Here is a 24,108-nt window from a genome sequence, read left to right as displayed (position 1 = left end):
AATTTCCTTATACGAAAAAGTGTAGCTCGGATGATTCCGGCTACACGTCTGTGTGTTTTTTATTTATTACTCTTTATCAGCTAGGGCAAACATTAGCTCAGCTTCAGCTACAGTTACTCCGTCAACAGATGCTACTGCTTTTCCTTTACCTATCTTGCCTCTCACCCGGGTCATTTCGACTTCTAGTTTTAATTGGTCGCCAGGTTTGACTTGTCCCTTAAAGCGACATCCATCGATTCCTGCGAAGAAAGCCAATTTGCCTCGGTTTTCTTCTTTTTTGAGCATTGCTACTGCTCCAACTTGAGCTAGAGCCTCGATGATTAACACGCCAGGCATCACCGGGAAATCAGGGAAATGACCATTAAAGTATTCTTCATTCGCGGAAACATTTTTAATACCCACCGCACGTTTTCCTTCTTCGACTTCCAAAATACGATCAACGAGTAAAAACGGATATCGATGAGGAATGATTTCTTTTATTTCTTCAATGTTTAACAATTTTGTATGCCTCCTACTATTATCAGGTTATCATTTCTAACTTCCTTCTAGTTTACGTCTTTTCGAGAAGGGAGACAAGATATAGCTTGATAATTGCATTTTGGGGTCAGACCCCCCATTATTTGGTAATAAGTCGGTAGTCGGTTCGATTCCTTGGTTTTTCTAGATGGGGTGATATTTAATAAGGAAGAGAGTTGATATTTGGAGTAAAACGAATCCGCTAAATAGTACAGTAATGGTCCTATAGTCTTATTGTTTTCGTTGGAGTCAATCTGGGTATAGGTAAAGAGGTATAGAATTCGAGGAAAGTTATGTGTTTATTAACAGTCAATTTATTGCTCGTTTTTTGCGAATGGGAATAGAAGAGGATATCCCTTTTTTAGTAACTACTATAAGATAAGTATATCGCATCGACATCTTAAACCAACACTCCTCTAAATCACAATAAGAAATGATTATCCTCTAGCTCAGTATCTTACTATGTGCTCAGGGGATCCTCATTTAGAAAATCAGTCTTGAGGCAGGTGAGAAAAGATGCAACAAGTGACAAAATTACCGAATGGACAATTATCCGAGCCTTTTTTAGTTGAGAGCCGAAGAACATCCATTTATTCGATTATTATAGAGAGGAGAAAATTGATGGTAAAAAATGAAAAGTTATCTTTACAGATGGAATGCACATTACTTTTTCAATCGCATCCTTACATGATTGAAAACTTAGAAGGACTCGCTTTAAGATTAGGACGTAAAATAGAAGATATAAAACCGGTGATCGAGCTATTAATCCATCAACAAATTATTAAATTAATGGGTAGTAATAAAGAGTCTCCGTTATATTGCTACAACGAACCGGTAGTGATTACGGATATGGATATTAAAAGTGAGTTGAATAACCTATGAAAAACCGGCTAGAGCTCATTCGAGAGTTGCAGGTCAGCTATTCCTCTTTATATGGCACTACGATTGTCGTAACCGATACAACCGGGAACCCGATTGCAAGCGGAAAGGGAGAGAATGAGCTTTGTAACCTGCTTCTTTCCCAGAATCCTTCATTATTAGAATATATCCGAGAAACATTAGCCATGAATTGGAATATATCCAAACCGTTGATGTATGATATTCTTCCAGGAATTATTATGGCTGTAGCACCTGTTTCCGTAGATGGAAGTGTTCACTATTTTGTATGGGCAGGCGTTTTCGTTGAAGAACAAACGCAGGAGCTGGTAAAGGATTATTTAGTTTCTTCCTCAATAGATGCTGACGTTGACTGGGCTGCTATCGTATGGGATGCGCCAGAGATGACTGCAAATAACAAAAAACTATGGACTTCCCGCATAAATAATCTATCCGGATTAATGGCAGATTGCTTTCATGATACAGCAATCGAAAAAACTTCCGAACATATATATCAATGGCTTCCTAACGCTTTAGGATCCATCGGAAGAACAGACCAAGAGCTGTTAAACGTTTTTTTAAACAGTACGGAGGAGTTTGATTTTATCGGGCTTGCTCAAACTCAAGGGGATGAGCAGTTTCAAATCACACATATAACCGGTAACTATGCAGACCTTATTCTCGGTGCATCATTTGCGACTGGTGAAGGCTTGTTAGGACGCGTTCCACTCACGGATGCACCTGGCCAGTGGGAGAATATCTCTAGGGACCCTAGGGCATATTTCTTCCACCGTTTTAATCTATACCCGGCATCTTTATGTTCCTTCCCGATCAAACAAGATGGAAAAACAACTGCGGTTCTATTTGCGGGAAGTTCTTCATCGACAGCGATTAGCACGGAAGCTTACTTCATCGGAACTACCTTTGCATCCCTCGTTGAAAATCATTTAACGACGCAACTATTACACCAAGAAAACGGTCAACAGTTACACCGTCTTTCTTCATATATGGAAATCTGTAAGATGCTTGCTACCACTCCGGACCTGAAGAGAATACTATATATTTTAGTGGATATAAGTTTGAACCTGGTTGAAGGCCCCTTTTCGTGTGTGATTCTCAAACAACCTGGTGAAGACAAGGTTCAATTGGTTTCAAGAGGAGCCTCTCTAGAGCAGCTCCAACCTTACGTAAAAGAAGCGGTTGGTCGTCACTATGATCATTCTCCTTTCATCGGTACTTCGAATAGATTGAGCCCTAGTGTTCAAAAAACTAATTGGGGGGAGTCTGTCATTGAGTGTCCTCTCATATACGGGGATCAAGTGTTAGGCATTTTATGTGTCGGTACTGGGAACTTACCAGAACACCAGTTAAAAGAACATACCACTTTTTTAACGACGTTTGCCGTCATTGGCGGAATTTCCTTGCAAGCCGTTAGAGAAGACAATCAAGGGAACGACGTTGAGAACCAGGTGGATACCCTTCACCGTGCAGTGGAACAATTTGACGAGGCTGCGTTTATTCATGCAGAAAAGGCCGCTAACATGGCCGAAGACTTTTGTGAGAAGTTAGGTCTTCCTAGCACTGAAAAAAACGAGATTGTCACTGCTTGCAAATTACATTTTTATTCTCCGGCATTTTTAAAGGATATGCTGTTTAATAACCAGGCGGCCGGTATCATTGAAGACTACCTCGACCTTACTGGTAAGTACTCTTCCGATTCTGGCCATCCCTCTAGTCGCAGCAGTCAGATTTTGGCGTTACTCTTAACATTTATCAAACAAAATGAAAATCTGGATGCATTAACCTCTTTGGAACCTATCGAAGATGACTTACAAAAGACTTTTATCTCATTTGTGGCTGTGAAACTTGTGGTGGAACAAGAATTCACTTTATCCAATGACCATGAATCTGAGAAAAGTACAATGCCTCCACCTGGAAAACTTGATGAGTCGATTAAATTATCCCCTCGAGAAGAAGAAGTGCTCGAGCAAGTCCTTCTTGGGTTAAACAACCGTGAGATCGCTCACGAACTTTACATTAGTGATCATACCGTTAAAAACCACGTGACGAAAATCTTTCAAAAGCTCCATGTTTCCGACCGAGCCCATGCCATTTCAAAAGTGTATCAAATGAGATACAAGCAATACAGTGGTGGATAACAGGGGGTATCAAAACTTCTTTGATACTCTTTGATAATGAGCGAAGGCATTCTCTCCTAGAGCAACGGAGAGTGACGATCTATAGAATTCTTTTACAGCAGCCTCCTTGCAAGTGCAGGGAGGTTTCTTTGTGTTACCTAGCTCCGCCGCCACGCCATTACTCACTGCCTCCCTCCCCTGCTAATGGATCAATCACCCATTCACAATCGTTTCTCCTTTTTGAAGAACCTATATGTTTTTTTCCTCACTAGAAAACTGAGTATTCGATGAAATTGACGCATCCATTCCTAGGACTATTCTTGTTCAATAGGAAGCTAGTCTTATTGCAGATAATGATGATAACAGGAACGACAGGGGATATTCTAAACCCTGAAGTTCCGGCATACTAGGCATTGTAAGTTGTTCACCACACAGAACATAACACCCCACTTAAAGACAGGAGGTGCTCGTAAATTAGATTGATCATTCTCCAGACAGAACAGGTTATCGCTGAGGACGTAATGGGAGCATATCGCTTTTGGTCGAGATTCAAAGGTTTGATGCTAACAAAAAGCATTCCTGAACATTTCGCCATGCATATTTGCCCATGTCCCTCCATCCATACTTTCTTTATGAGATTTACGATCGATGTTCTTTACCTCAACGATCAAAGAGAGATTGTCGGACTGGAAGAAAACTTGGCGCCTGGCAAGATTGGCAAAAGATTTTCAAACGCCAGGTCAGTAGTGGAACTGCCTGCAGGAACAATCAGCACCACCTCTATAGAAGTGGGACAAACCGTCGCCTTTAGTCATGGTAAACAAGAACACGTGAGTTAAAACAAAGCAATTATCTGATTAGATTTATATAAAAAAAGGAGAGATATATTTTATGAAAAACTTATTTAGAGGTCTATTTATCGAAGAAGAAGGACAAGGCATGACAGAGTACGGATTGATTCTAGGGTTAATCGCAGTAGTAGTTATTGGTGCGTTAATATTTCTAGGTGAAGAAATTAAAGGAATCTTCACAAGTTTAACTGATAAACTTCCTGGTGGCACAAGTACCACTCCTTAATACAAAAAAAGTGTACCTTTATTACGGACCCTATAACCCTTATAGGGTCCGCTTTTTAAAAATCAAAACACGAATGAAAGGATGGTTCTTGTGATTGAGATTTTCTTAGTAGTTATTTTAGCCATTTGCGTGATCACTGATGTGAAGAGCCGGAAAATCTATAACAAAGTCGTTTACCCGTGCTTAATCGCTGTTTTTATCTATCACTTCTCAAGCGGTGGCTTGGAAGCATTGATCCATTCCTTCCTTGGTTTTTTGATTGGATTGGCTTTGTTACTTCTCCCCTATATCCTGGGAGGCATGGGAGCCGGTGATGTGAAACTGCTAGGGTTGATCGGCGCTTTCAAAGGGGGAGCGTTTGTTTTTCAATCGTTTCTCTACATCGCTCTCATTGGCGGAGTGATCGCCGTAGGAATTATCATTTTTCGCAGCGGCGTTTTAAAATCATTCTTCTATTTTCTCTACAGCTTAAAAAACGGGGTTAGAGATACATCGATTGTTTCAAAGGGGTCACTTACAGCGACGTATCCGTACGGAGTCCCTATTGCTGCAGGTGTCGTCCTTAGTATCGTTGCTGATAAAGGATTCTTCTTATGATAAAAAAGGAAGACGGTCAATCACTCGTAGAGTTTGCCCTCGTTCTTCCTTTAGTGCTCTTGTTACTAGTAGGCGTCGTAGATTTCGGCAGAGTCCTTTATACACACTTACAGCTTGAACTGGTTACCCAGGAGACCGTGAGATTAGGGGGATTGGGGCAAAGCGATGAAGTAATCACCTCTTATGCTAAAGACAATTTCCATGCGGGTGACTCTACTAAACTTAACGTATCTATCTCTCCAACTGGCACGAGAAGTCCTGGCACATATGTGACGGTGGAGATATCTTATGAGGAAACGCTGATTGAGCCGCTCGGCAGCCTGTCTGTTCCATATACAATAAAAACAAAGTCGACCATTCGGGTGGAATGAGGGTAATCATGATGGAACTGATGAGAAAAATGACAAAAGATGAAGATGGTAATGCACTAATACTACTTACGTTTGGGCTTGCTGCGATGATCGCTATCCTAGGACTAGTCATTGATGGCGGGCACTTATATATGTCAAAAAGTCACTTACAGAAAACAGCTAACGCAGCTGCTCTCTCAGGTGCTCAAGAAATTGTGAACTCAGAGGCAGCCGTGAATGAAGTCGTCGACTATATTTTAGCTTCACACGGCGAACAGGCAAGTTTGTTTGACTCTTCGATCGAAAACGATCGAAAGTTAACGGTTGACTTAGAAAAGCCTGTTCCCGTTTTCTTCTCGTCATTATTTGGAGTGGACAGTGTGCCTGTAAAAGCACGAGCGTCGGCTCAAATCAATCCAATGGATGCCGCAAAAGGCGTTGTTCCTTTAGGAATTGATAAGTCGGTAGAACTTGTACATGGAGAAACGTACACATTAAAAGTTGATGCTGGGGATTCTACGGAAGGAAATTTTGGAGTGCTTGCTTTAGAAGGGCCGGGAGCTAAAAACTATGAAGAAACATTAAAATCCGGTTTTGACGAGGAATTAAGAATAGGCGATGTGATTAACACCCAAACGGGAAACATTGACGGACCAACACAAAGAAGCATGAACCACAGGATAGAGTCTTGTCCCTCCAACGATCCCCTAGACAGAGACTGCTCGAGAGTGATGCTAGTTATCGTATATGAACCAACTGAACCAACGCAGCCACTAAGGAGTGTAAGAATTACAGGTTTTGCTTATTTTTATGTTGCTAATGATAAGGTGGTTGATTCTACTATAGAAGGAAGATTTATTAAACGAGCTGGTGCTGATAGTACTGGGGAAGAAAACTCTCCCGATTATGGGGCATACGCTATTAAATTATCAGAATAGGTGATGAGATAGATGAAAGCAAAACGAATTTTTCTATTAGCAATATTGTCAGGGTTGATAACCACCGCTATCTTTATCGTCTTCATGAATCAAACGACTTTAAACGCGATGAAAGAGACCGTACCTATGGTAGAAGTCGTTACAGCCAATGAAGATATCATGGATAATCAAGAAATCACGGAAGATCTCCTCGACTTGAAAAAGATTCCCGAAGACCAACTTCATCCTCAAGTCGTAACCAATATAGAAGATATTCTTCACAAATATACTTCCGCTGACATTCGACAAGGTGAAATAGTGATGCACCACCGGATTCAGCAAGATGAAGAAGAAGCTGAGATTGTCGCAAAAAAAATCACTGAAGGGTATCGTGCGGTCTCCATTAGTGTGGATTATGTCAGCTCCGTTTCAAACTTAACTGAACCGGAAGATATCGTTGATGTCGTGTTGAGTGTAGAGGGTGAATCTACGATTGAATCTGAGTTGATCCTTGAAGAGGTAAGGGTTCTATCGGTCGGTCAACGGATGGTAGAGAAACAAAATGAGGAAGTGATAGAAGAGTACTTTAGCATCACTCTAGAACTGAGCCCTGAAGATTCTATCCAACTGATTAATGCAAGCGAAAGAGGTACCTTACACCTTGTTCTCCATAGTAAACGAGTCACAGAGGAAGAGGTAGAAGAAGACAATGACACTGTGGATGGGGAGAAAACAGAAGAAGATTCTGTTGAATACGAGGATGCTACTATTCTTTCTCTTCCCCAGCGTTCGATTATTCGGTCAGAACCCTCTTTGTCTGCTCCTATCCTTACCGTTGTTGACAAAGGGACGGTATTAAAGGATCAGAATGAACAAGAAACGGATGAGGAAGGTCGAATCTGGTTTTTAATAGAAACACCTGATGAAATAGATGGCTGGATTAGCGGTCGGATTGTGAAGATGGAAGGTGAGTAATCGAAAGAAAGAGGTGCTTCACGCAGTGAATAACCAAGAATCAACTCCCACAACACCCAAAAAGATGATTGCTATATGCAGTGCTATCGGAGGGACAGGACGTACCACTGTGACGGTGAACCTAGCATCGATTTTCGCCAAGAGAGGGCTTGATGTTTCCGTAATGGACGCCGATCGTCAATTCGGAGACATATCGCTCGCGATGGATCTTGATCCTGTTTATACCATGAAAGATTTCGCTATGGCCGGGAAGGGGGCAGACGTCACCAACTATTGTACAATCCACAAAAATGGTGTTCAAGTGTTGCCTGCTCCGGAACGCCCTGAATACGCGGAATTAATTAGTACCGAATTATTAGAGTTCATGTGGTCCTCCTTGCACGAGGTAAGCGATGTTCTACTCGTTGAAACATCGTCCGGGTTGTATGACCAGAGTTTGCAGCTGATGGAACAAGCTGATCATATCCTCCTCGTAACCACTGGAGGCATGGCTGCGTTAAAGAATACAAGGTTAATGATTGAAACGATCGAAGCACTGGACTTGAAAAATAAAGTTAGTGTGATTATGAATCAATCTCCTGCTCCTAGCGTTATTAAACCGAGTGAGATTGCGAATTTGTTAGCTACTGATAGTATTTATGAATTACCATATGACATCAAACGAATACCACTTTCGTTTGATAACGGAACACCGATAGTGGATAGCATTCCTACTTGTGAATTTTCCAAAAAGATAATGACAATAGCTGATCATCTCGTTTCAAACAATCGTTTAGAAAAACAGTCAGGAAACACTGTTTTGCAAAGATTAAAAGGGTTAAGGGGGAAAAAGCATGAGCTTATTAGCAAGGCTTCAATCAAAGAGCCAGAAGGAGAACACACCTAAAAAAGAAACTAAAGATGAGAATGCAGTCGTTCCTGCCGCAATAAAAGTCATCCAGGAATCTCCTTTTAAATCGTATTCTCCTGTACCAGAGAAAGAAAAAAAGGATAAGGAAATTGCAAAAAAAATCTTGAAGCCTGATGCACCTTCTAAAGAATATCAAGAATTAAAAAACTTGACCTTCAAACATATTCTGAAGGAACGTAAAGAAGAAGATATTGAGGATATTATTCTTGATTTAGATGCGATCATTTCTGAAATCATTTTAGAAAATGAGCATTTGAAGGCTGTCCATAACCGGGCAACGTTGATTACTGAAATCACAAACGATCTGACCGGCTATGGACCCATCAATCCCCTTCTCCTCGACCCTGATGTGACGGAGGTCATGGTGAATGGACCGGACAAAGTATATGCGGAACGGGGCGGTAAGTTGACGCTTACTGATATACGTTTTCGGAATAATGATCATGTCATGGCTGTCTTAGAAAAGATCGTTGCGCCTATAGGTAGAAGAATTGATGAAAGTAGTCCGATGGTGGATGCCCGTTTGCAAGACGGTTCTCGTGTAAATGCGATCATTCCTCCACTAGCATTGGGTGGTCCGACGATAACGATACGAAAATTTGCAAAAGACCCGTTTACGATCCATGACCTTGTTCGTTTCGGCACATTAACGCAAGAAATGGCTGATTTCACAGAAGCTTGTGTCCAGGCGAAACTGAATATTTTTGTTAGTGGAGGAACAGGCTCTGGGAAAACTACGACACTGAATGTTTTATCCTCGTTTATTTCCCAAGAAGATAGAATTGTAACGATTGAGGATGCTGCCGAGCTTCAGCTCGGTCAAGATCATGTCGTTTCTTTAGAAACACGTCCACCAAACATTGAAGGCAATGGCGCGGTCACGATTCGGGATCTTGTGAAAAACTCCCTGCGAATGCGGCCAGACCGTATCGTGATTGGAGAGGTCCGAAGCGGTGAAGCATTGGATATGTTACAAGCAATGAACACAGGTCACGACGGTTCTCTTGCCACAGGTCACTCGAACAGTCCACGGGATATGGTGGCTCGTTTAGAGACGATGGTATTAATGGCTGGGATGGACCTTCCGATTAAAGCGATTCGCGACCAGATTGCTGGCGCCCTTGATGTGATTATTCAGCAATCGAGATTAAAAGATGGCTCACGTCGTATTACAAACATTACGGAAGTACAAGGACTAGAAGGTGACATCATCGTTTTACAGGATATCTTTGTTTTTAAGCAGTCAGGTGTTGACGAGAATGGAAAAATTATCGGAAAGCTTGTGCCGACTGGGGTTAGACCTCAGTTTTATGAGCGAATGAAAAACGAAGGTATTCACTTGCCAGCTTCTATTTTTACCGAAAAGGAGGCGTAATCCAAATGACAGGGCTCTTGTTGATTTCACTCTATATTTCCAGCTTTCTTCTTCTTTTGTCATTTGGTCTCCTCCTCTCTCCTTCGAAAGCAACGGAGGCAGAAGGAAGCTCGGTGAAAGTGCCGTTAACGATGAAAGGCTTGCTTAGAGGCGGAAATGACTTATTGAAAAAGCTGTTGATTCGTAAAAAAAAGGCTAGTAAGAAAAAAGAAAGTCTTGAAAACCAATTAAGTGTTGCCGGTATTCCTATGAAGCCGGAAGAGTTTACGGCTTTTCAATGGTTCGCTTCGATTATTATTGGTGGTGTCCTTCATCTTCTTTTAGGCAATTGGCTCTTCTTCGTCATCGGGGCTGCCTTTGGGCTCATCCTGCCGAAGATATGGTTAAAAGGAAAACAAAAGAAGCGGATCAAACAGTTTAACGATGCCCTTCCCGGGATGATTACGTCCATTATTGGTTCATTGCGAGCCGGCTTCAGTTTTCCTCAATCCTTGCAAATGATCGCGGAAGAGTCCTACTCCCCGATTAAAGAGGAAGTTCAGCTCGTTTTAAAATCGATGCAATATGGGACGAACGTAGAGGATGCTCTCGTAGAATGGAAAAACAGAATGCCGAGTGAGGATTTAGATCTTTTAGTCGAGGCGATTTTAATTCAACGGCAGGTGGGCGGAAATCTCGCTTATCTTCTCGGTAAAATCGTTGACACGACAAGGGAACGCACGAAAATTCAAGATCAAATCAAAACACTAACTGCACAAGGAAGGCTGTCTGGCATTATCATTAGTCTCCTTCCTGTCGTCCTTGGTTTTATTATCTATCTCATGAATCCGGCTTATATAACAACTCTTTTCATTCATCCAATTGGTCAAGTCATGCTCGGTATAGCTCTTATCGGCGGAATTATCGGATTTGTACTCATTAAGAAAATCACAACGATCGAGGTGTAGAAATTGCTATTATTGTATATAAGTTTCTTTATATTTATAAGCTTGCTTTTCTATGGGGTTCTTATTCACCACCATGATAAAAAGTACCATGTGGAAAAAAGAATTCAAACCTATTTTACAAACAATCGTCCTTCTTTTTTAACGGTAATGGATTTGGAAGATGACCGTCCCTTCAATCAACGAATTCTCGAACCGATCGTTAAAATGATTAAAAGAAAGTTTCAAAAGCGGTTAGATAGAGAAAAAGCTTCTCGTTTGGAGATCAAGCTGTTACAAGCCGGACAGCCCCTTGGTCTGAGTCCTGTGGATTTTAAAATGATTCAGACTACTCTCCTTATCCTCGTCCCACTGTGTGGCGGTGCCTTTGCTTTTTTGTTGAATTTAGACCTTGCCATAATGATGTTATTTTCTTTTATCGGTATCCTGATCGCTTTGTTTTTACCTAAGTACTATTTAAAGACCAAAGCTGAAAAGCGAAGCAAAAAAGCCTTGAAAGAACTTCCTGATACGTTGGATTTGTTAACGATCAGTCTTGAGGCCGGATTAGGATTTGATTCAGCGCTAACAAAAGTGAATGCAAAGAAACAAGGTGTGCTTGCCGAAGAATTCAAGCTGTGTCTTGAAGAGATTCGATTAGGCAGTACAAGAAAAGAGGCTTTAAATGGAATTACGGAGCGTCTCGACTTAGAAGAAGTTAGAGCGCTCATTTATAGCATCATTCAAGCAGAGAAATTAGGGATCGGAATGGTTACTGTTTTGAGAGTTCAAACAGAGGATATACGTGAGCGCAGAAAACAGAAGGCAGAAGAGGCAGCGATGAAAGCACCGATCAAAATGATGTTCCCGTTAGTACTTTTTATCTTTCCGACTTTATTTATTATCTTGCTCGGTCCCGCCATTCTTCAGTTCATGGAAGCATTCTAAAAAGACCGATCTTCTTTCTTTAGAAGCAGCGAAGTGAAATATTTAATGAGCAAAAACTGATGTTTTGAGTAAACTCCTTATTAGCTCCTTATCTAATTACAAAAATCCCACGCTGAGACTTTACTCATCGTGGGATTTTTTAACGTTGTCGTTCTGCTTCAGTGCCGTCAAAAATTATATCGTATATATGATACCAGGTATCTGGTTCAAAAACATCCATTGGGTTGCCACCTGGTCCAATGATACCGTAGCCGACCATTGCTCCTACTATAACGCTAGCAATTACTAAAAATAAGACCAAGATTACTCGAAACCAAATAGGAATGAAGCGAATGCGACCACTTGGTTTGTTTTTTTTGTTTTTACGCTTTTTACCATCGTTGGCTGCAGAACTGTCTTCCTCTTCTTGCGTTTTTTCTTCTTGCTTCAACGTTTCTTCATCCTTCTCATTATCTGAAGGAGATTCCGATTGCGTTTCCTCTACTGCACCTAGGCCGAGCCCTTCACTAGCGATGATTGTATCAGCATCGTCGTCATCTTCAGTAGGTTCTGGTTTACCGCCATCAACTTCAGAATCAGAATCGGAATCTTCGGTCGGACCTTCTCTTTTAACTTCCGATTGATCATCAGCTTTCGGAATTCCCTGATCTTTTTCATCAGTCAGTGGCACAACTTCTTCCTGACTGAACTCAACGTCTGCTGTTTGATCCGATTCAGAAATTGAAGGGTCAACAAGGGAGTCATCCGCATGATCCTCCGCGGGTATCTCAGGACTTTTCTCAGAGTCACTATTGGACGTCGAATGGAAAGGAGTCTCCTCAGTTGAAGTATCTTTGATCGACTCTTGGTCGTCGGTAACCTGGTTGTCTTCCTGTTGGTTGTCCGAAGACGATTGTTCTCTATCTTGAGAAGATGATTTTTCGCTATCTTTTTCCTCTGGCTGATTTGGGTCAGAGGATGAAGATGTAAATGGCTTCATCATATCTTCATTGTATTTTGGATGGTTTTCTTCACGTTTGCTCATGACCTACTTACTCCTCGTCATATCCGGCTTGGCTCCATCTATTGTAGCTTTATCGTAGATTTGTGACAAGCCCCATCATTTGATCCGTAATGCTTATAGCCTTTGAATTAAATTGATAAGATCGTTGTGCTTCCATCATATCTGTCATTTCTTTGGCTGAATCCACGTTTGATGTTTCCAAGGCAGATTGCATGAATACTTGCGCACCCGCCGCTTCCTCCAGAACATCTGCAAGATCCGTGTCCAGTGCATCTAAGTCAGGTAAAACATAGTTGTTTTCGCCGATACTTGCTAATAGCTGAGGTTTTGTAATGTTGACAAGCTGAAGTTGTCCGGCATCGACTAACGTCCCATCATTCAGCGTTACCGTAATGGCTCCTTCTTCATTAATTTGGAAGTCATCGTAACTGGAAGGAAGCTCAATTGGTTCACCAGCTGCTGAAAGCACGTAATCACCTTGTGAATTCACAAGAAAGTTTTGCGTATTATTATTTGGATTCGGACTTAGGTAAAATGCGCCGTCACGCGTGAACTGGCGGTCGCCTCCTGGTGTTTCAGCCAATTCAAAGAAATAGCCCGGCTCTGTTAATGCCACATCGAATTCACGACCTGACTGACTAATCGATCCTTGTTCAAAACGAACGGCCGTTTGTGCCACCGCTGCCCCAGCACCAACACGAATTCCGTTAGGTGTTAATCTGCCAACTTCTTGATTTGCCGCCGATTGATTGTTCACTTGTTGAAAAAGTAAGTCTGCAAAACTTGTATCACTTCTTTTAAAACCGGTAGTATTCACATTTGCCAGGTTATTCCCTGTTGTATCTAATTTGAGCTGTAATTGACCCATGGTTACAGCTGAATTTATCATGGATTGGTTCACGTACGTTCACCTGCCTTTTCTAAGAAAAACGCAAAGCGTCTTTTATTAAATACAACGTCAGCTTCAACCGCTTCCGAGTAGCTGCCAAGTTTACTAGAAAAACTAAATTTTTCTTAGCCAATCTTACCAACATCATTCACCGTTCGCTGCATTGTTTGATCATATGCTTGTAAAACTTTTTGATTCGCCTCGAATGTTCGAAGGGCAGTCATCATTTCTGTCATTGTCCGGGAGGCATCTACGTTTGACCGTTCAACGAAACCTTGTTGCAGTTGAAAAGTCACCTCGTCGTTATCGACGGCAGTGACGACACCGTTGTCTCCATCATACCGAAAGAGTCCTTCCCCTTCCTTGACTAGTTGTCCAGGATCGGAAACGACAGCGACATTAATTTGGCCCAATAGATCTTGCTCCGCGGAGAAGATTTGGCCCTCACTGTTGATGGTAATGTTCTCGTTATTAACAGTTATCGGGTTTCCGTCTACACCGAGTATGTAATGGCCACTGGAATTAGTTAGCGTCCCTTGACTGTCAATGGCAAAGTTACCGTTTCGTGTATAACGGATATCGCCGTTGTCATTCTGTGTTTCAAAGACGAGCATGGCTTCTTCGTCGGTCTCTTCGTTAATTGGGACGAGGGCCTGTAGAAGCGCCACGTCCGTGTTATTGCCGGTTTCTTGTATATCACCCTGGGTGAAGTTCGGTGTTTGTTCCTGCATGTAGACGCCAGTTGCAAGTGTACCCACATGGTTGGATCCGGTCGTTTGAATGTGATCGGTCCCCAGAGCTTTGATCATCATGTCTGGAAATGTACGCAAGGAACCCTGATCTCCCTTGTATCCTGGTGTATTAATGTTCGCTATATTGTTCGAAAGCATTTCTTGTTTGCGTTGCTGGGAGATCATGCCCGCTCCAGCCGCGTATAATCCTCTTAACATCTGGGTCACCTCTTTATAATGTGGTTACGCTCTGATTTTGTTTTTATTAATTCGATCCAGGTTTTCCAGCAATATGCCCGTTCCGTTTGCAACGCAGTGCATTGGATCTTCTGCTATGAAAACAGGGACTTTTAATTCTTCTGCAAGTAGTTGATCAATACCGTGCAAGAAAGCTCCGCCCCCGGTGATGATAATCCCGCGGTCAATAATATCGGCAGAAAGTTCCGGTGGTGTTTTCTCTAGAACATTTTTGGCTGATGTGACGATGTGAGAAACGGATTCTTCCATGGCAAGGCGAATTTCTTCGGATTTAATATTAATGGTTCTCGGTAGTCCGCTCACCATATCCCGTCCGCGAATATCGATTTCCTCTGAACGCGACCCTGGAAATACGGTTCCAACTTCGAACTTAATTGTTTCCGATGTCCGTTCTCCGATAAGAAGTTTGTATTTCTTTTTGATGTAGTGGAGGATGTCTGCGTCAAACCGGTCCCCGGCAACTTTGATCGAGGAGGCTGTCACAATGTCTCCCATCGATAAAACTGCGACGTCGGTCGTCCCTCCACCTATATCAACAACCATGTTTCCGCTTGGCTGGTAAATATCCATTCCGGCTCCAACTGCTGCTACTTTAGGTTCTTCTTCCAGGTAAACGTTTTTTCCTCCGCTTTTTTCGGCAGCTTCCCGAATCGCTTTTTGCTCGACAGAAGTAATGTTCGTTGGGCAGCATATAAGAATGCGCGGCTTGGTGAACCAGCCTTTCACTTTGATTTTGGACAAGAAGTGATTAAGCATCGCTTCTGTCGTATCAAAGTCTGCAATAACGCCGTCTCTTAAAGGACGAATAGCGACGATGTTTCCTGGCGTACGTCCGACCATTTTAAAGGCTTCATCGCCCACTGCAAGAACTTTTCTGGATTGTGTGTCAATTGCAACCACTGAAGGTTCATCGAGTACGATTCCTCTTCCTTTCACGTGAATCAAAACGTTGGCTGTTCCTAAATCAATTCCGATATCCCTTCCAAACATTGCTGATTTCCTCCCTGATTCGTACTGGTTCATCACTTGTATGATTAATTATCGCTGCTTTTTTGTTGTTTATAAGTGTATTTAATTTAAGCTGTTTTATAAGAAAAACGGCACAGCCGTCTTTTATAAATTCTTAACTTCTAAAGAAAGCATAGGATGGCCTTTGAATTCGCCAGCCAATCAGTAAATTGCATGAATGAATTGTCGATCCAACTATTTTGTTCAAACGAACGCGTGTCGCATATGTACTCGGATTGCGCGTTGTTAAATCCTTTTTAAGAAGCTTTTTACATTTGTCAATGATTATTTTTTCCAGTCTCTTCACTCATTATAATATTTTATCACAAATTGTCACCTGAAAGTGATAGGTCTTTTGATTTTTTTGTGTTTTTTTGTAAAAAGATAGGAAATTAGTTCGGATTTTGAGAGATATGAGGCGGAAAATTGTTTTGTCTTAGGATTCCCTTTCTTTTAGGCACAAAAAAGCGTTTCACTCTAGTGAATTCGCCTTTAACATTAGTCGGTTTTATGGAAATGAATTTCACTTGAAGCGATGTCCAAGCGAAAACGGAGACCTGTTTTTTTCTGTTCATCTAACTAGTCGCAAATAAGAGAGTGCTCCTGTGAATAGGTACTGGAGCACTCAAAAGATATAACGGAATCGTTTTAACCTTTTTCTATCTTGTTTCCATGATGGTCCCTTTTCGGTCCTTCAGGGCAGGCTGCTTATACTTTACTTTTGTAGCTTCCCCTCCCCGCAAGTGCCGAATCGACTTATGGTATTCAAGAACCATTTTCACTTCATTGGCCAGTTCCGGGTTAATTGCAGGCAAGCGTTCCGTTAAATCTTTATGAACGGTGCTTTTTGACACGCCGAACTCTTTTGCAATCGTTCGAACAGTTTTCTTTGTCTCAACGATGTACCTTCCTATCTTGATGGTCCTCTCTTTGATGTAATCGTGCACATCTCTCGCCTCCCTTATTCTCATCGAACGACCTTCTCTTGTTGCTATAAGGTTTGTTAAATTTTATTAAACAAGGAGGGAATATATGCCTAAATCACACAAATGGAAAAACAAAGGAAGTCTAAGCACACCAAGGACAATCTATCATTTTCAAAATGCGAGAGGTCTCTGAGGGTTCCTCTAAGGGGTCAGACCCCCCATATTTTGGAAATTCGTCTCATGTATAAGAAAAAACACTGAAAAGTCCAAATTGACTTTTCAGTGCTTCTCTTTTCCTCTTATGAATCTAGCTCTGGATCTTTTTCTGGATCTTCTTTTGGATCTTCTTTATCTGCTGGGTCTTCATCATTCTCTGAATCTTCCGTATCTTCTTCTGGATCCGGTAAAGATTCTGGTTCGAGTTGTTCATCTGCTTCTTCAGCTGATACGTTTGGTAGAGCCGAGATTCCTTGGTCGACAAAGTCGATTGGATTCACCGGTACACCATCTTTCCGAATTTCAAAGTGTGTGTGAATACCTGCGTCTTGATTGTACAAGTTTCTTCCAGCTTCACCGAGAACGTCACCTTGCTTGACGGTTTGCCCGACTTCTACTTTCAATTCATTTAAACTTTGGTAGATCGAAAGAATATCTTCATCGTGTTCTACGTGAACCACTTGACCAAACAATGCGTCTTCTTCTGCTTTCACAATCGTACCACTCATGGAAGCTGTTACATCAAAGGCCTCGCCGTCTTCTTTAGCAAGATCAATACCTTTGTTTTGATAGAAATAGTTGTTATATCGGACTAGCGCTGTCTCTTGTTCCTCGACGGATGCTTCATAGTCATGAAAAGTACCTACAACTGCAACTTCGTTTTCATCCATTACTGGTAATTCAAAAACTTCATCTTGAGCGACAACAGGAACTGCTTCTTCCTCTTCCGCTTGTGGATCTTCTGTGTTTCCAGTGTTCCCTGTGTTTTCATCTGCCAATTCTTCTGGACTGCCTTGTTCTTGATGCCCACCGATGTTCTCTATATCAAACTCAGAGTCTCGTTGTTCATCTGTCAGATCAGTTGTTGATGTCATCCACAAGAAAGTTGTTAACACTACTGCTGATAAACCTAAATACAATGCCGGCAACATCCAACGTTTTTTCGCTAGACGTTTCATTTTCGCCTGCATCCGCCCCCACTTGGAAGCTTGCTTTTCATCATGATTGTTCATGTAATCATCACCTCAGCAACATTCTGATCAGATTGCCGAGAATATATACATTATTTAGAAAATTATTTTTTCACCACTTAGAAACTCAGTGTTTACAAGGTTTTTGACCCCTTCCCGCTTCTAAGGTCTTAACTATTTTTTCCGAAATCAGTCTGTGCAAGTACGGTTGCCGCCTCTACAATAGATACCCCCTGATAATAATAATGGATGATATCACGGTAATCATTTCCGGCTTTCGCCATGCCATCTGCGCCAAATTGACTCATGCCAACACCGTGTCCCCAACCACGTGTCTCAATCACAACCGTGTCCCCGTTTCGACTCCAATCAAAGTCACTCGAATCAAGCTCCAACTTATCCCGAATATCTCTGCCTGTAAATGTTTTATCGCCAATTTTCACTTCTGCAACTCTACCACCCGTTGTACGAGAGACTATCTCTCCCACTTCTCCATCAGGTAGATTCACCTGCAAGAGCTCTTGAAATTCACCCGCAGATATCTCGCGCACATCCTTATAACGTGGGGATTCTAAATCCCAAGGACTTTCAACACTTCTTAAGTATGGTATTTCATTCGGCCAGTATTCTTCGGAGTTCTCTGTGTATCCGTTGCTTGTTGAAAAGAAAGTTGCCGTAATAGGTTCTTCCTCATAGGTAATGATCTGACCTTCCGTATCATAAACGGCTTTTTGAATGCGGGACATCATCCAATCATAGTCACTTCCCCAATTCTCCTTTAGTTCTGCTTCGTTTTTGAAAACTTGATGCATGACTGTATCCGTCACATCAGCCCCTTCAGGTAACTCAAGGTCAGCACCATCAAGGATTTGACGAATATAATACGTTCTTGCCGTTAGCGCTTGCGCTTTCAACGCTTCCATCTCATAGGATGCCGGCATTTCTGAAGCGACAACCCCAATGATGTATTCTTCCAATGGGACTTCCTCTATCATTTCTGTTGTTGAACGGAAAACCGAAACGGTCTGTGCTTCAGTTGGCAGTTCATAAGTTGTTGCAGGTTTTGTTTCCTTATTATCATTTGTACCCGTTTGCTCTTTCGTCGTTTCTACAGTTGCCTGACTCCCCCTCACACTGACTGGCGCTGAATCTGGCGCGTCTCCACCCGAAAACCCCGTTACCAAAAGTGCTGGGACAATTAGTATTGCAAATGCAAATATGACTCCTATCATAAGAAACCCTTTCACGAGATAACCTCCTTCATCACTCTACTATTCCTTCTATTACATGTTTTCTCTCATCTCATATCTATGAACTCTAGTGAATCATTAGAACTGTTAAGAAAAATTAGTAGTTTTCAGTTTTCCGGAGGTTCCAGCGCATCGGATGCTCTTGCGATTGCTATGTTTGTCCGTTTGTTGGTCGGTAGGTGCTACCGCCGTAGCACCTACAAACGTAGCACCTTGATTTCGAGCGTATCAGCGCGTATACGTGAGTTTTTCTCTCGTTTTTTTCGGTAGGTGCTACCGCCGTAGCACCTACAAACGTAGCACCTTGATTTCCGGCGCATCAGCGCGTATACGCGAGTTTTTCTCTCGTTTTTTTCGGTAGGTGCTACCGCCGTAGCACCTACAAACGTAGCACCTTGATTTCCGGCGCATCAGCGAGTATACGTGAGTTTTTCTCTCGTTTTTTTTGGTAGGTGCTACCGCCGTAGCACCTTGATTTCCGGCGCATCAGTGAGTATATGCGAGCTTGTCTCTCGTTTTTTTCGGTAGGTGCTACCGTCGTAGCACCTACAAACGTAGCACCTTGATTTCCGGCGCATCAGCGCGTATACGTGAGTTTGTCTCTCGTTTTTTTCGGTAGGTGCTACCGCCGTAGCACCTACCACGTGAGACTTTCACTCGATCGCCGTCAAGTGGTTTTCACCTTCCTTAAAAAACAAATGAAAAATCCCCTTGCGAGTCGTTTCGCAAGGGGAACACTATTTAATCACTTAAATAATATAAAAGATGGCGTTTTGAGAATTAAGAAGCGTAATTTGGATCTAGCTTCTTAAGAGGAGCTGGTGCTTCGAGATTCTCCATCTCAGCAAGCTCTTCTTCTTCCTCATTCACACGCTCAATGTGTGCACCTAAGGAGAGTAACTTATCAGAGAAGTCTACGTAGCCTCTATCGATGTGTTTAAGCTCTGTAACACGTGTAATACCTTCAGCTACAAGGCCAGCGAGCACGAGTGCTGCTCCAGCACGAAGATCTGTAGAAGATACTTCGGCACCTTGTAAGTTTAGTGGGCCTTCAATAATAGCTGCCCGACCTTCTATTTTCACATTCCCGTTCATGCGGCGGAACTCTTCCACATGCATAAAACGATTTTCGAATACAGTTTCTGTAATCACGCTTGTGCCTTCTGCATGGAGCATAAGTGCCATCATTTGTGCTTGCATATCTGTTGGAAAACCAGGATGTGGCATTGTTTTAATATCTACCGCTTTTAATTTGTCCGGTCCAATCACGCGCACACCATTATCTTCTTCAATAATAATGACGCCCATCTCAGTCATTTTAGAAATAAGTGGTCGCATGTGTTCTGTTAACACATTTTCTACAAGAACATCTCCACCTGTAATTGCTGCTGCTACCATAAACGTGCCAGCCTCAATTCGATCCGGGATAATTGTATGCTCTGCACCAACTAATTCTTCGACACCGTCAATTTTAATTGTGCCAGTTCCTGCTCCACGAACTTTTGCGCCCATGGCATTTAAATAATTTGCAAGACAAACTATTTCAGGTTCCTCTGCCGCATTTTCAATAATGGTTGTACCGATTGCTGTAGTAGCCGCCATCATGATATTTTCCGTTGCCCCAACACTTGGGAAATCAAGATAAACTTTGTTTCCGTAAAGACGATCGTCAACTCTTGCTTCGATATAGCCGTTACCGATTTCTACTTTTGCGCCCATTGCTTCAAAACCTTTAAGGTGTTGATCAATAGGACGTGAGCCAATTGCACATCCGCCTGGTAAAGCGATTCGTGCATGGCCGAACCTTGCCAGCAAAGGTCCCATTACTAAGAAGGATGCTCGCATTTTTCGGACATATTCGAACGGTGCTTCTGTTTTTAATTGACCCTGTGCGTCAACTTCAATGTGTCCATTTCCATCATAGGAAACTTTTGTATTTAAATTGCGTAAAACTTCGTTTATCGTGTATACGTCAGCTAAGGCTGGTACATCATATATGTGACTCTTACCCTTACTTGCTAAAATGGATGCAGCAATAACAGGTAAAACAGCGTTCTTTGCCCCTTCAACTCGGACAGTACCGCTTAACCGGTTACCACCGCGGACTATAATTTTTTCCAATTGTATTCCCCTCCGCGTCCAGATTGTATATTCATTATTATTCAATCGCAATCTTTGACGTGCCAAAAGTAGTTGTTCTTTTACCGCCTAACCTTTAAGCAAGTCATAATATTTCGTGTGTAGTTCAAGCACTGATAGTTATATAAGTGCGATAACCAGGGTTGTGCCTTCTTTGCCAAGTGTATTAACTGGTTTGATAATTGATGTGTAAATACTGTGTTAATTAACGTAAGTTATATTCTGGCGATGCAAAGAATTCCTTTGCTAATTTTTAAACAATCGTTTGGTTAAAATAACTAATCACGAATCCAATATTTGGCTATATAAATATGTTACGTGGTTCTCCGTCCATACCGATTTAGGTCTCTTAATGACATTGTAACCTCGTATGTTGTAGCCATACATGGAATAATCCGCTAATCGCAGACTCATGATTGTTCCTGCGTTTCTTTTCGTCTAACCTTCGCGTTTCTCGCCAGCATCTAAAAGTTTTGACGATTAGAAAAGGTGTCTTAGCATCGTAGACCAGTTCAAATAACTGAGTAAAAAACTGGTAACTAAATGAGTTAAGGCAATGGTGATAATTACCATTAATGCTTTTGCTTTAGCTCCATTTGGATTTGTCAGAAACAATTCAAATTTAAATGACTGGACCGACCACCAAACTACAGTCAGAACCATTAAACTAATTAAAATATTAAATAATGATTGCTGTCCCAGAGAATCGATCATCTTAAAACCTCCATTTATCCATGAAAAAAAAGAATGTTTCACGTTTCTACCTTCTTGGAAAAAGGAGGCTCGTTTAAAACTGCAAAACACATAATTATAATCATAACTGATAACTGATTGCAAGGCTACTGTTTTTTTCATAATTAAAAGCTAGTCATAGATAAATGTTATTTGTATTGAATTGTCAAAGTCCAAACTCGATCCATTGACCTAGATCTATCAAATAATAACTGAATCGGTCTTAAGAGTACTGTTCACATTTTCGAGATTTGTCAAACCTGTTTTCATTTTCACAATGCATTTTTTCACATGAAAAATGAATATCGTTGTATAAAATTCAATACCGACTGTTTTAGAGCCTAAACCTATGTATAATCAGGCATGAAACTTTAACTTTATACGTGATAAACACTGTTCTAATGGTAGGCACAGCTTTTTCAGTATCTACTCTGTCTCCGCTTATCATCATATGATTGCTTCTGAAAAATAGTATCATTACTAGTTAAAATGTTAGTCGTCAAGACAATAATTTGGTTACACCTTTTTTATAAAAAATTGTGTAAAAAATCTATTTTTCGACTATTATTTTCCATACCTGCTTACGTTTCGTCGAAAAAAAGTATTTTTTGTCCGTTTTGCTCATTATTACTCCTTAAGAAAAACTGCACTGCAGTCTTAAAAAGTTTTGTGTTTTTTTCTAATTTGTGATCAAGGAAGGTTGTTTGGAAGAATTACCGCTCGCTTTTTGTGGATGATCCGCGAGCCTCCTCGAGCAAATGAACGCTCTGCGGGGTCTCCCCAAAAGAGGCTGAAGTATTGCCCGCGGAAAGCGGATTCGAGCACCTCTGTTCGAAAGCATAAAACAATCTCAAAAAAAAACACTGAAAAAGTCCGCATCGACTTTTTCAGTGTCCTCCCATTTACCAGCCCACCATATTTAGTTAAAAGACGGCATCCAATTGTATTGATTGAAGATGTCCAATAAAAGATTAGGTGCAATGCCGAGGAGAAGGACGACGGCGAGTGAAACTGTGACTACGGTTAATAGTCCTCCTGGAACGACTAACTCTTTGTCATTTGGTCGTGGATCGGTCATAAACATTTGTTTAATAAATCCAAAATAGTAATAGAACGAAACGACGCTTGTGAGAATCATGATGATCGCGAGCCAGAGCATATCTCCGGCTGCAGCAAGGATAAAGATGTTTACTTTGCCTATAAATCCTGCCGTTAAGGGTAATCCGCCGAGCGAAACGAGAAACACTGTCATCGCGATGGCCATGTACGGCGATCGGTAATAAAGTCCGGCAAAACTGGAGATGTCGGTCATTCCCGAATCTTCCGTAACGAGTGTGATTACCGCAAATGCACCGAGCGTCATCATTAGATAAGCTACACTATAGAATACAATTACCGTGGTGGAAAAATCGCCGAGTACAACTGCGAATGGCACGAGTAAGTACCCTGCTTGAGCGATGCCTGAATATGCCATGAGCCGCTTCACATTGTTTTGCGTAAGGGCGATGAAGTTTCCGGTAATCATCGTGATCGCGGCCATGACTGCAAGGATAAAACTCCATTCGCCATGAATTCCTTCGAAGCCAAATGCTAATGTGAAAATTCGAATGACAATCGCAAAAGCCGCGAGCTTGGATACAACCGTTAAAAAGGCAGTGACTGGCGTTGGCGAGCCTTGATAAACGTCTGGTGCCCACATGTGAAAAGGAACGATCGATATTTTAAAACCAAACCCCACCAGCATAAATAAAAAACTCATCCCAACGAGGGCGGTATATTGCTGAAATAAAACTGGCATCGCCTGGCCAATCTCCACTAAACTCGTGGATCCAGTGAGACCATATAAAAAGGACATTCCGTATAAAATAAACGCCGAGGCTGTTCCTCCGAGGATCACATATTTAAGTGCCGCTTCCGTTGAATGGCGATGATGCTTTTTGAAGCCAGCCAATACATAGGAGGAGATGCTTAAGATTTCAAGTCCGATAAATAGGGTGATCAAGTCTGCCGATGAGACCATGAGCATCGCCCCCAAAGCGGCAAACATCATGATTGAATAATACTCTCCTTGATACACTTCGGGGTTGCGATCGAGGTAGTACATGCTGATCATGATGACCATCGCTACCCCAATTAAAATAATGAGCTTGAACAACCTCGCGAATGGATCAACTAGAAACAAGTCAGCAATCGATCCTCCACCTGGATTTAAAAGGAGTACAAGCACCGCCGTCACGAGCAAGGACAGGACGGCGAGACGACCAATAAACGGTTTTTTTCCGTGAATGCCTGTCATGAAATCAATCGTGAAAACGAGCAATGCCAATGCGGCTAAGCTAATTTCCGGCGTCATTAAAGACCAGTCCGTTTCCAATACGATCAT

Annotated in this window: 23 protein-coding genes; 12 read left to right on the top strand and 11 right to left on the bottom strand. The window is 41.8% G+C overall.

All coding sequences use genetic code 11. From position 1 onward, the window contains the following. Positions 1-66: 66 nt before the first annotated feature. Positions 67-498 (bottom strand): 3-hydroxyacyl-ACP dehydratase FabZ, encoded by a 432-nt coding sequence (gene fabZ / locus ACHABW_RS17930; protein ID WP_110938366.1) that lies wholly within the window; start codon positions 496-498, stop codon positions 67-69. A gap of 534 nt (positions 499-1,032) precedes the next feature. Between fabZ and ACHABW_RS17925 the strand changes: the two genes are divergently transcribed. The 12 genes from ACHABW_RS17925 (at position 1,033) to ACHABW_RS17870 (ending at position 11,602) form a co-directional block, all read left to right on the top strand. After that, a complete protein-coding gene (locus ACHABW_RS17925; protein ID WP_435757244.1) occupies positions 1,033-1,398 on the top strand; it encodes a hypothetical protein in 366 nt (121 codons plus the stop codon). Further along, positions 1,395-3,551 carry a LuxR C-terminal-related transcriptional regulator gene (locus ACHABW_RS17920; protein WP_435757242.1) on the top strand — a complete coding sequence of 719 codons (2,157 nt, stop codon included), beginning with the start codon at positions 1,395-1,397 and terminating at the stop codon, positions 3,549-3,551. The genes ACHABW_RS17925 and ACHABW_RS17920 overlap by 4 nt, the downstream gene beginning before the upstream one ends. Before the next feature lie 500 nt (positions 3,552-4,051). Next, positions 4,052-4,369: a DUF192 domain-containing protein gene (locus ACHABW_RS17915; protein ID WP_435757240.1), complete on the top strand. Its 318-nt coding sequence runs from the start codon at positions 4,052-4,054 to the stop codon at positions 4,367-4,369. Positions 4,370-4,421: 52 nt separating this feature from the next. Continuing rightward, the gene (locus ACHABW_RS17910; protein WP_435757238.1) at positions 4,422-4,607 is read left to right on the top strand and encodes a Flp family type IVb pilin; all 186 of its coding nucleotides are present in this window, start codon (positions 4,422-4,424) and stop codon (positions 4,605-4,607) included. 81 nt (positions 4,608-4,688) lie between these two features. Further along, positions 4,689-5,204 carry an A24 family peptidase gene (locus ACHABW_RS17905; protein ID WP_435757236.1) on the top strand — a complete coding sequence of 172 codons (516 nt, stop codon included), beginning with the start codon at positions 4,689-4,691 and terminating at the stop codon, positions 5,202-5,204. Next, complete coding sequence (locus ACHABW_RS17900; protein WP_435757234.1) at positions 5,201-5,575, top strand: TadE/TadG family type IV pilus assembly protein; 375 nt, start codon at positions 5,201-5,203, stop codon at positions 5,573-5,575. Before ACHABW_RS17905 ends, ACHABW_RS17900 begins: the two co-directional genes overlap by 4 nt. 8 nt (positions 5,576-5,583) lie before the next feature. After that, positions 5,584-6,492, top strand: a complete 909-nt coding sequence (locus tag ACHABW_RS17895) for a pilus assembly protein TadG-related protein (RefSeq protein WP_435757232.1) — start codon at positions 5,584-5,586, stop codon at positions 6,490-6,492. 12 nt (positions 6,493-6,504) lie between these two features. Next, complete coding sequence (cpaB, locus tag ACHABW_RS17890; RefSeq protein WP_435757230.1) at positions 6,505-7,446, top strand: Flp pilus assembly protein CpaB; 942 nt, start codon at positions 6,505-6,507, stop codon at positions 7,444-7,446. Next, a complete protein-coding gene (locus tag ACHABW_RS17885) occupies positions 7,439-8,332 on the top strand; it encodes an AAA family ATPase (protein ID WP_435757228.1) in 894 nt (297 codons plus the stop codon). The genes cpaB and ACHABW_RS17885 overlap by 8 nt, the downstream gene beginning before the upstream one ends. Next, positions 8,280-9,731, top strand: coding sequence for a CpaF family protein (locus tag ACHABW_RS17880; RefSeq protein ID WP_435757226.1), 1,452 nt, complete (start codon positions 8,280-8,282; stop codon positions 9,729-9,731). Before ACHABW_RS17885 ends, ACHABW_RS17880 begins: the two co-directional genes overlap by 53 nt. 5 nt (positions 9,732-9,736) lie before the next feature. Then, on the top strand, positions 9,737-10,678 hold the full coding sequence (locus ACHABW_RS17875) for a type II secretion system F family protein (protein ID WP_435757224.1): 942 nt from the start codon (positions 9,737-9,739) through the stop codon (positions 10,676-10,678). A gap of 3 nt (positions 10,679-10,681) precedes the next feature. After that, complete coding sequence (locus ACHABW_RS17870) at positions 10,682-11,602, top strand: type II secretion system F family protein (RefSeq protein ID WP_435757222.1); 921 nt, start codon at positions 10,682-10,684, stop codon at positions 11,600-11,602. Positions 11,603-11,741: 139 nt separating this feature from the next. Here ACHABW_RS17870 and ACHABW_RS17865 read toward each other — a convergent pair whose 3' ends face one another. The 10 genes from ACHABW_RS17865 to ACHABW_RS17820 all read right to left on the bottom strand — a co-directional run bounded on the left by ACHABW_RS17865 (position 11,742) and on the right by ACHABW_RS17820 (position 24,108). Further along, positions 11,742-12,626, bottom strand: coding sequence for a DNA-directed RNA polymerase subunit beta (locus ACHABW_RS17865; RefSeq protein ID WP_435757220.1), 885 nt, complete (start codon positions 12,624-12,626; stop codon positions 11,742-11,744). Between the two features lie 49 nt (positions 12,627-12,675). Beyond that, the gene (locus ACHABW_RS17860; protein WP_435757218.1) at positions 12,676-13,506 is read right to left on the bottom strand and encodes a flagellar hook-basal body protein; all 831 of its coding nucleotides are present in this window, start codon (positions 13,504-13,506) and stop codon (positions 12,676-12,678) included. Positions 13,507-13,619: 113 nt separating this feature from the next. After that, entirely contained in the window at positions 13,620-14,444 is an 825-nt protein-coding gene (locus ACHABW_RS17855) for a flagellar hook-basal body protein (RefSeq protein ID WP_435757216.1), read from the bottom strand. Positions 14,445-14,468: 24 nt separating this feature from the next. Continuing rightward, entirely contained in the window at positions 14,469-15,473 is a 1,005-nt protein-coding gene (locus tag ACHABW_RS17850) for a rod shape-determining protein (protein WP_435757214.1), read from the bottom strand. A 677-nt stretch (positions 15,474-16,150) separates the two neighbouring features. After that, a complete protein-coding gene (gene spoIIID / locus ACHABW_RS17845) occupies positions 16,151-16,438 on the bottom strand; it encodes a sporulation transcriptional regulator SpoIIID (RefSeq protein ID WP_435757212.1) in 288 nt (95 codons plus the stop codon). A 278-nt stretch (positions 16,439-16,716) separates the two neighbouring features. Further along, positions 16,717-17,646 carry a peptidoglycan DD-metalloendopeptidase family protein gene (locus tag ACHABW_RS17840; protein WP_435757210.1) on the bottom strand — a complete coding sequence of 310 codons (930 nt, stop codon included), beginning with the start codon at positions 17,644-17,646 and terminating at the stop codon, positions 16,717-16,719. Positions 17,647-17,774: 128 nt separating this feature from the next. Beyond that, positions 17,775-18,851, bottom strand: a complete 1,077-nt coding sequence (spoIID, locus tag ACHABW_RS17835) for a stage II sporulation protein D (protein ID WP_435757208.1) — start codon at positions 18,849-18,851, stop codon at positions 17,775-17,777. 783 nt (positions 18,852-19,634) lie between these two features. Then, the gene (gene murA / locus ACHABW_RS17830) at positions 19,635-20,975 is read right to left on the bottom strand and encodes a UDP-N-acetylglucosamine 1-carboxyvinyltransferase (RefSeq protein ID WP_435757206.1); all 1,341 of its coding nucleotides are present in this window, start codon (positions 20,973-20,975) and stop codon (positions 19,635-19,637) included. A 498-nt stretch (positions 20,976-21,473) separates the two neighbouring features. Continuing rightward, positions 21,474-21,707, bottom strand: a complete 234-nt coding sequence (locus ACHABW_RS17825) for a DUF1146 family protein (RefSeq protein WP_110938359.1) — start codon at positions 21,705-21,707, stop codon at positions 21,474-21,476. Positions 21,708-22,644: 937 nt separating this feature from the next. Further along, the gene (locus tag ACHABW_RS17820; RefSeq protein WP_435757204.1) at positions 22,645-24,108 is read right to left on the bottom strand and encodes an NADH-quinone oxidoreductase subunit N; all 1,464 of its coding nucleotides are present in this window, start codon (positions 24,106-24,108) and stop codon (positions 22,645-22,647) included.

The organism is Salipaludibacillus sp. CF4.18 (assembly GCF_051262595.1).
In the GTDB taxonomy this organism is placed as follows: Bacteria; Bacillota; Bacilli; order Bacillales; family Salisediminibacteriaceae; genus Salipaludibacillus; species Salipaludibacillus neizhouensis.
Note: the sequence above shows the minus strand (reverse complement) of the source record. Positions and strands in the feature narration are given on the sequence as shown.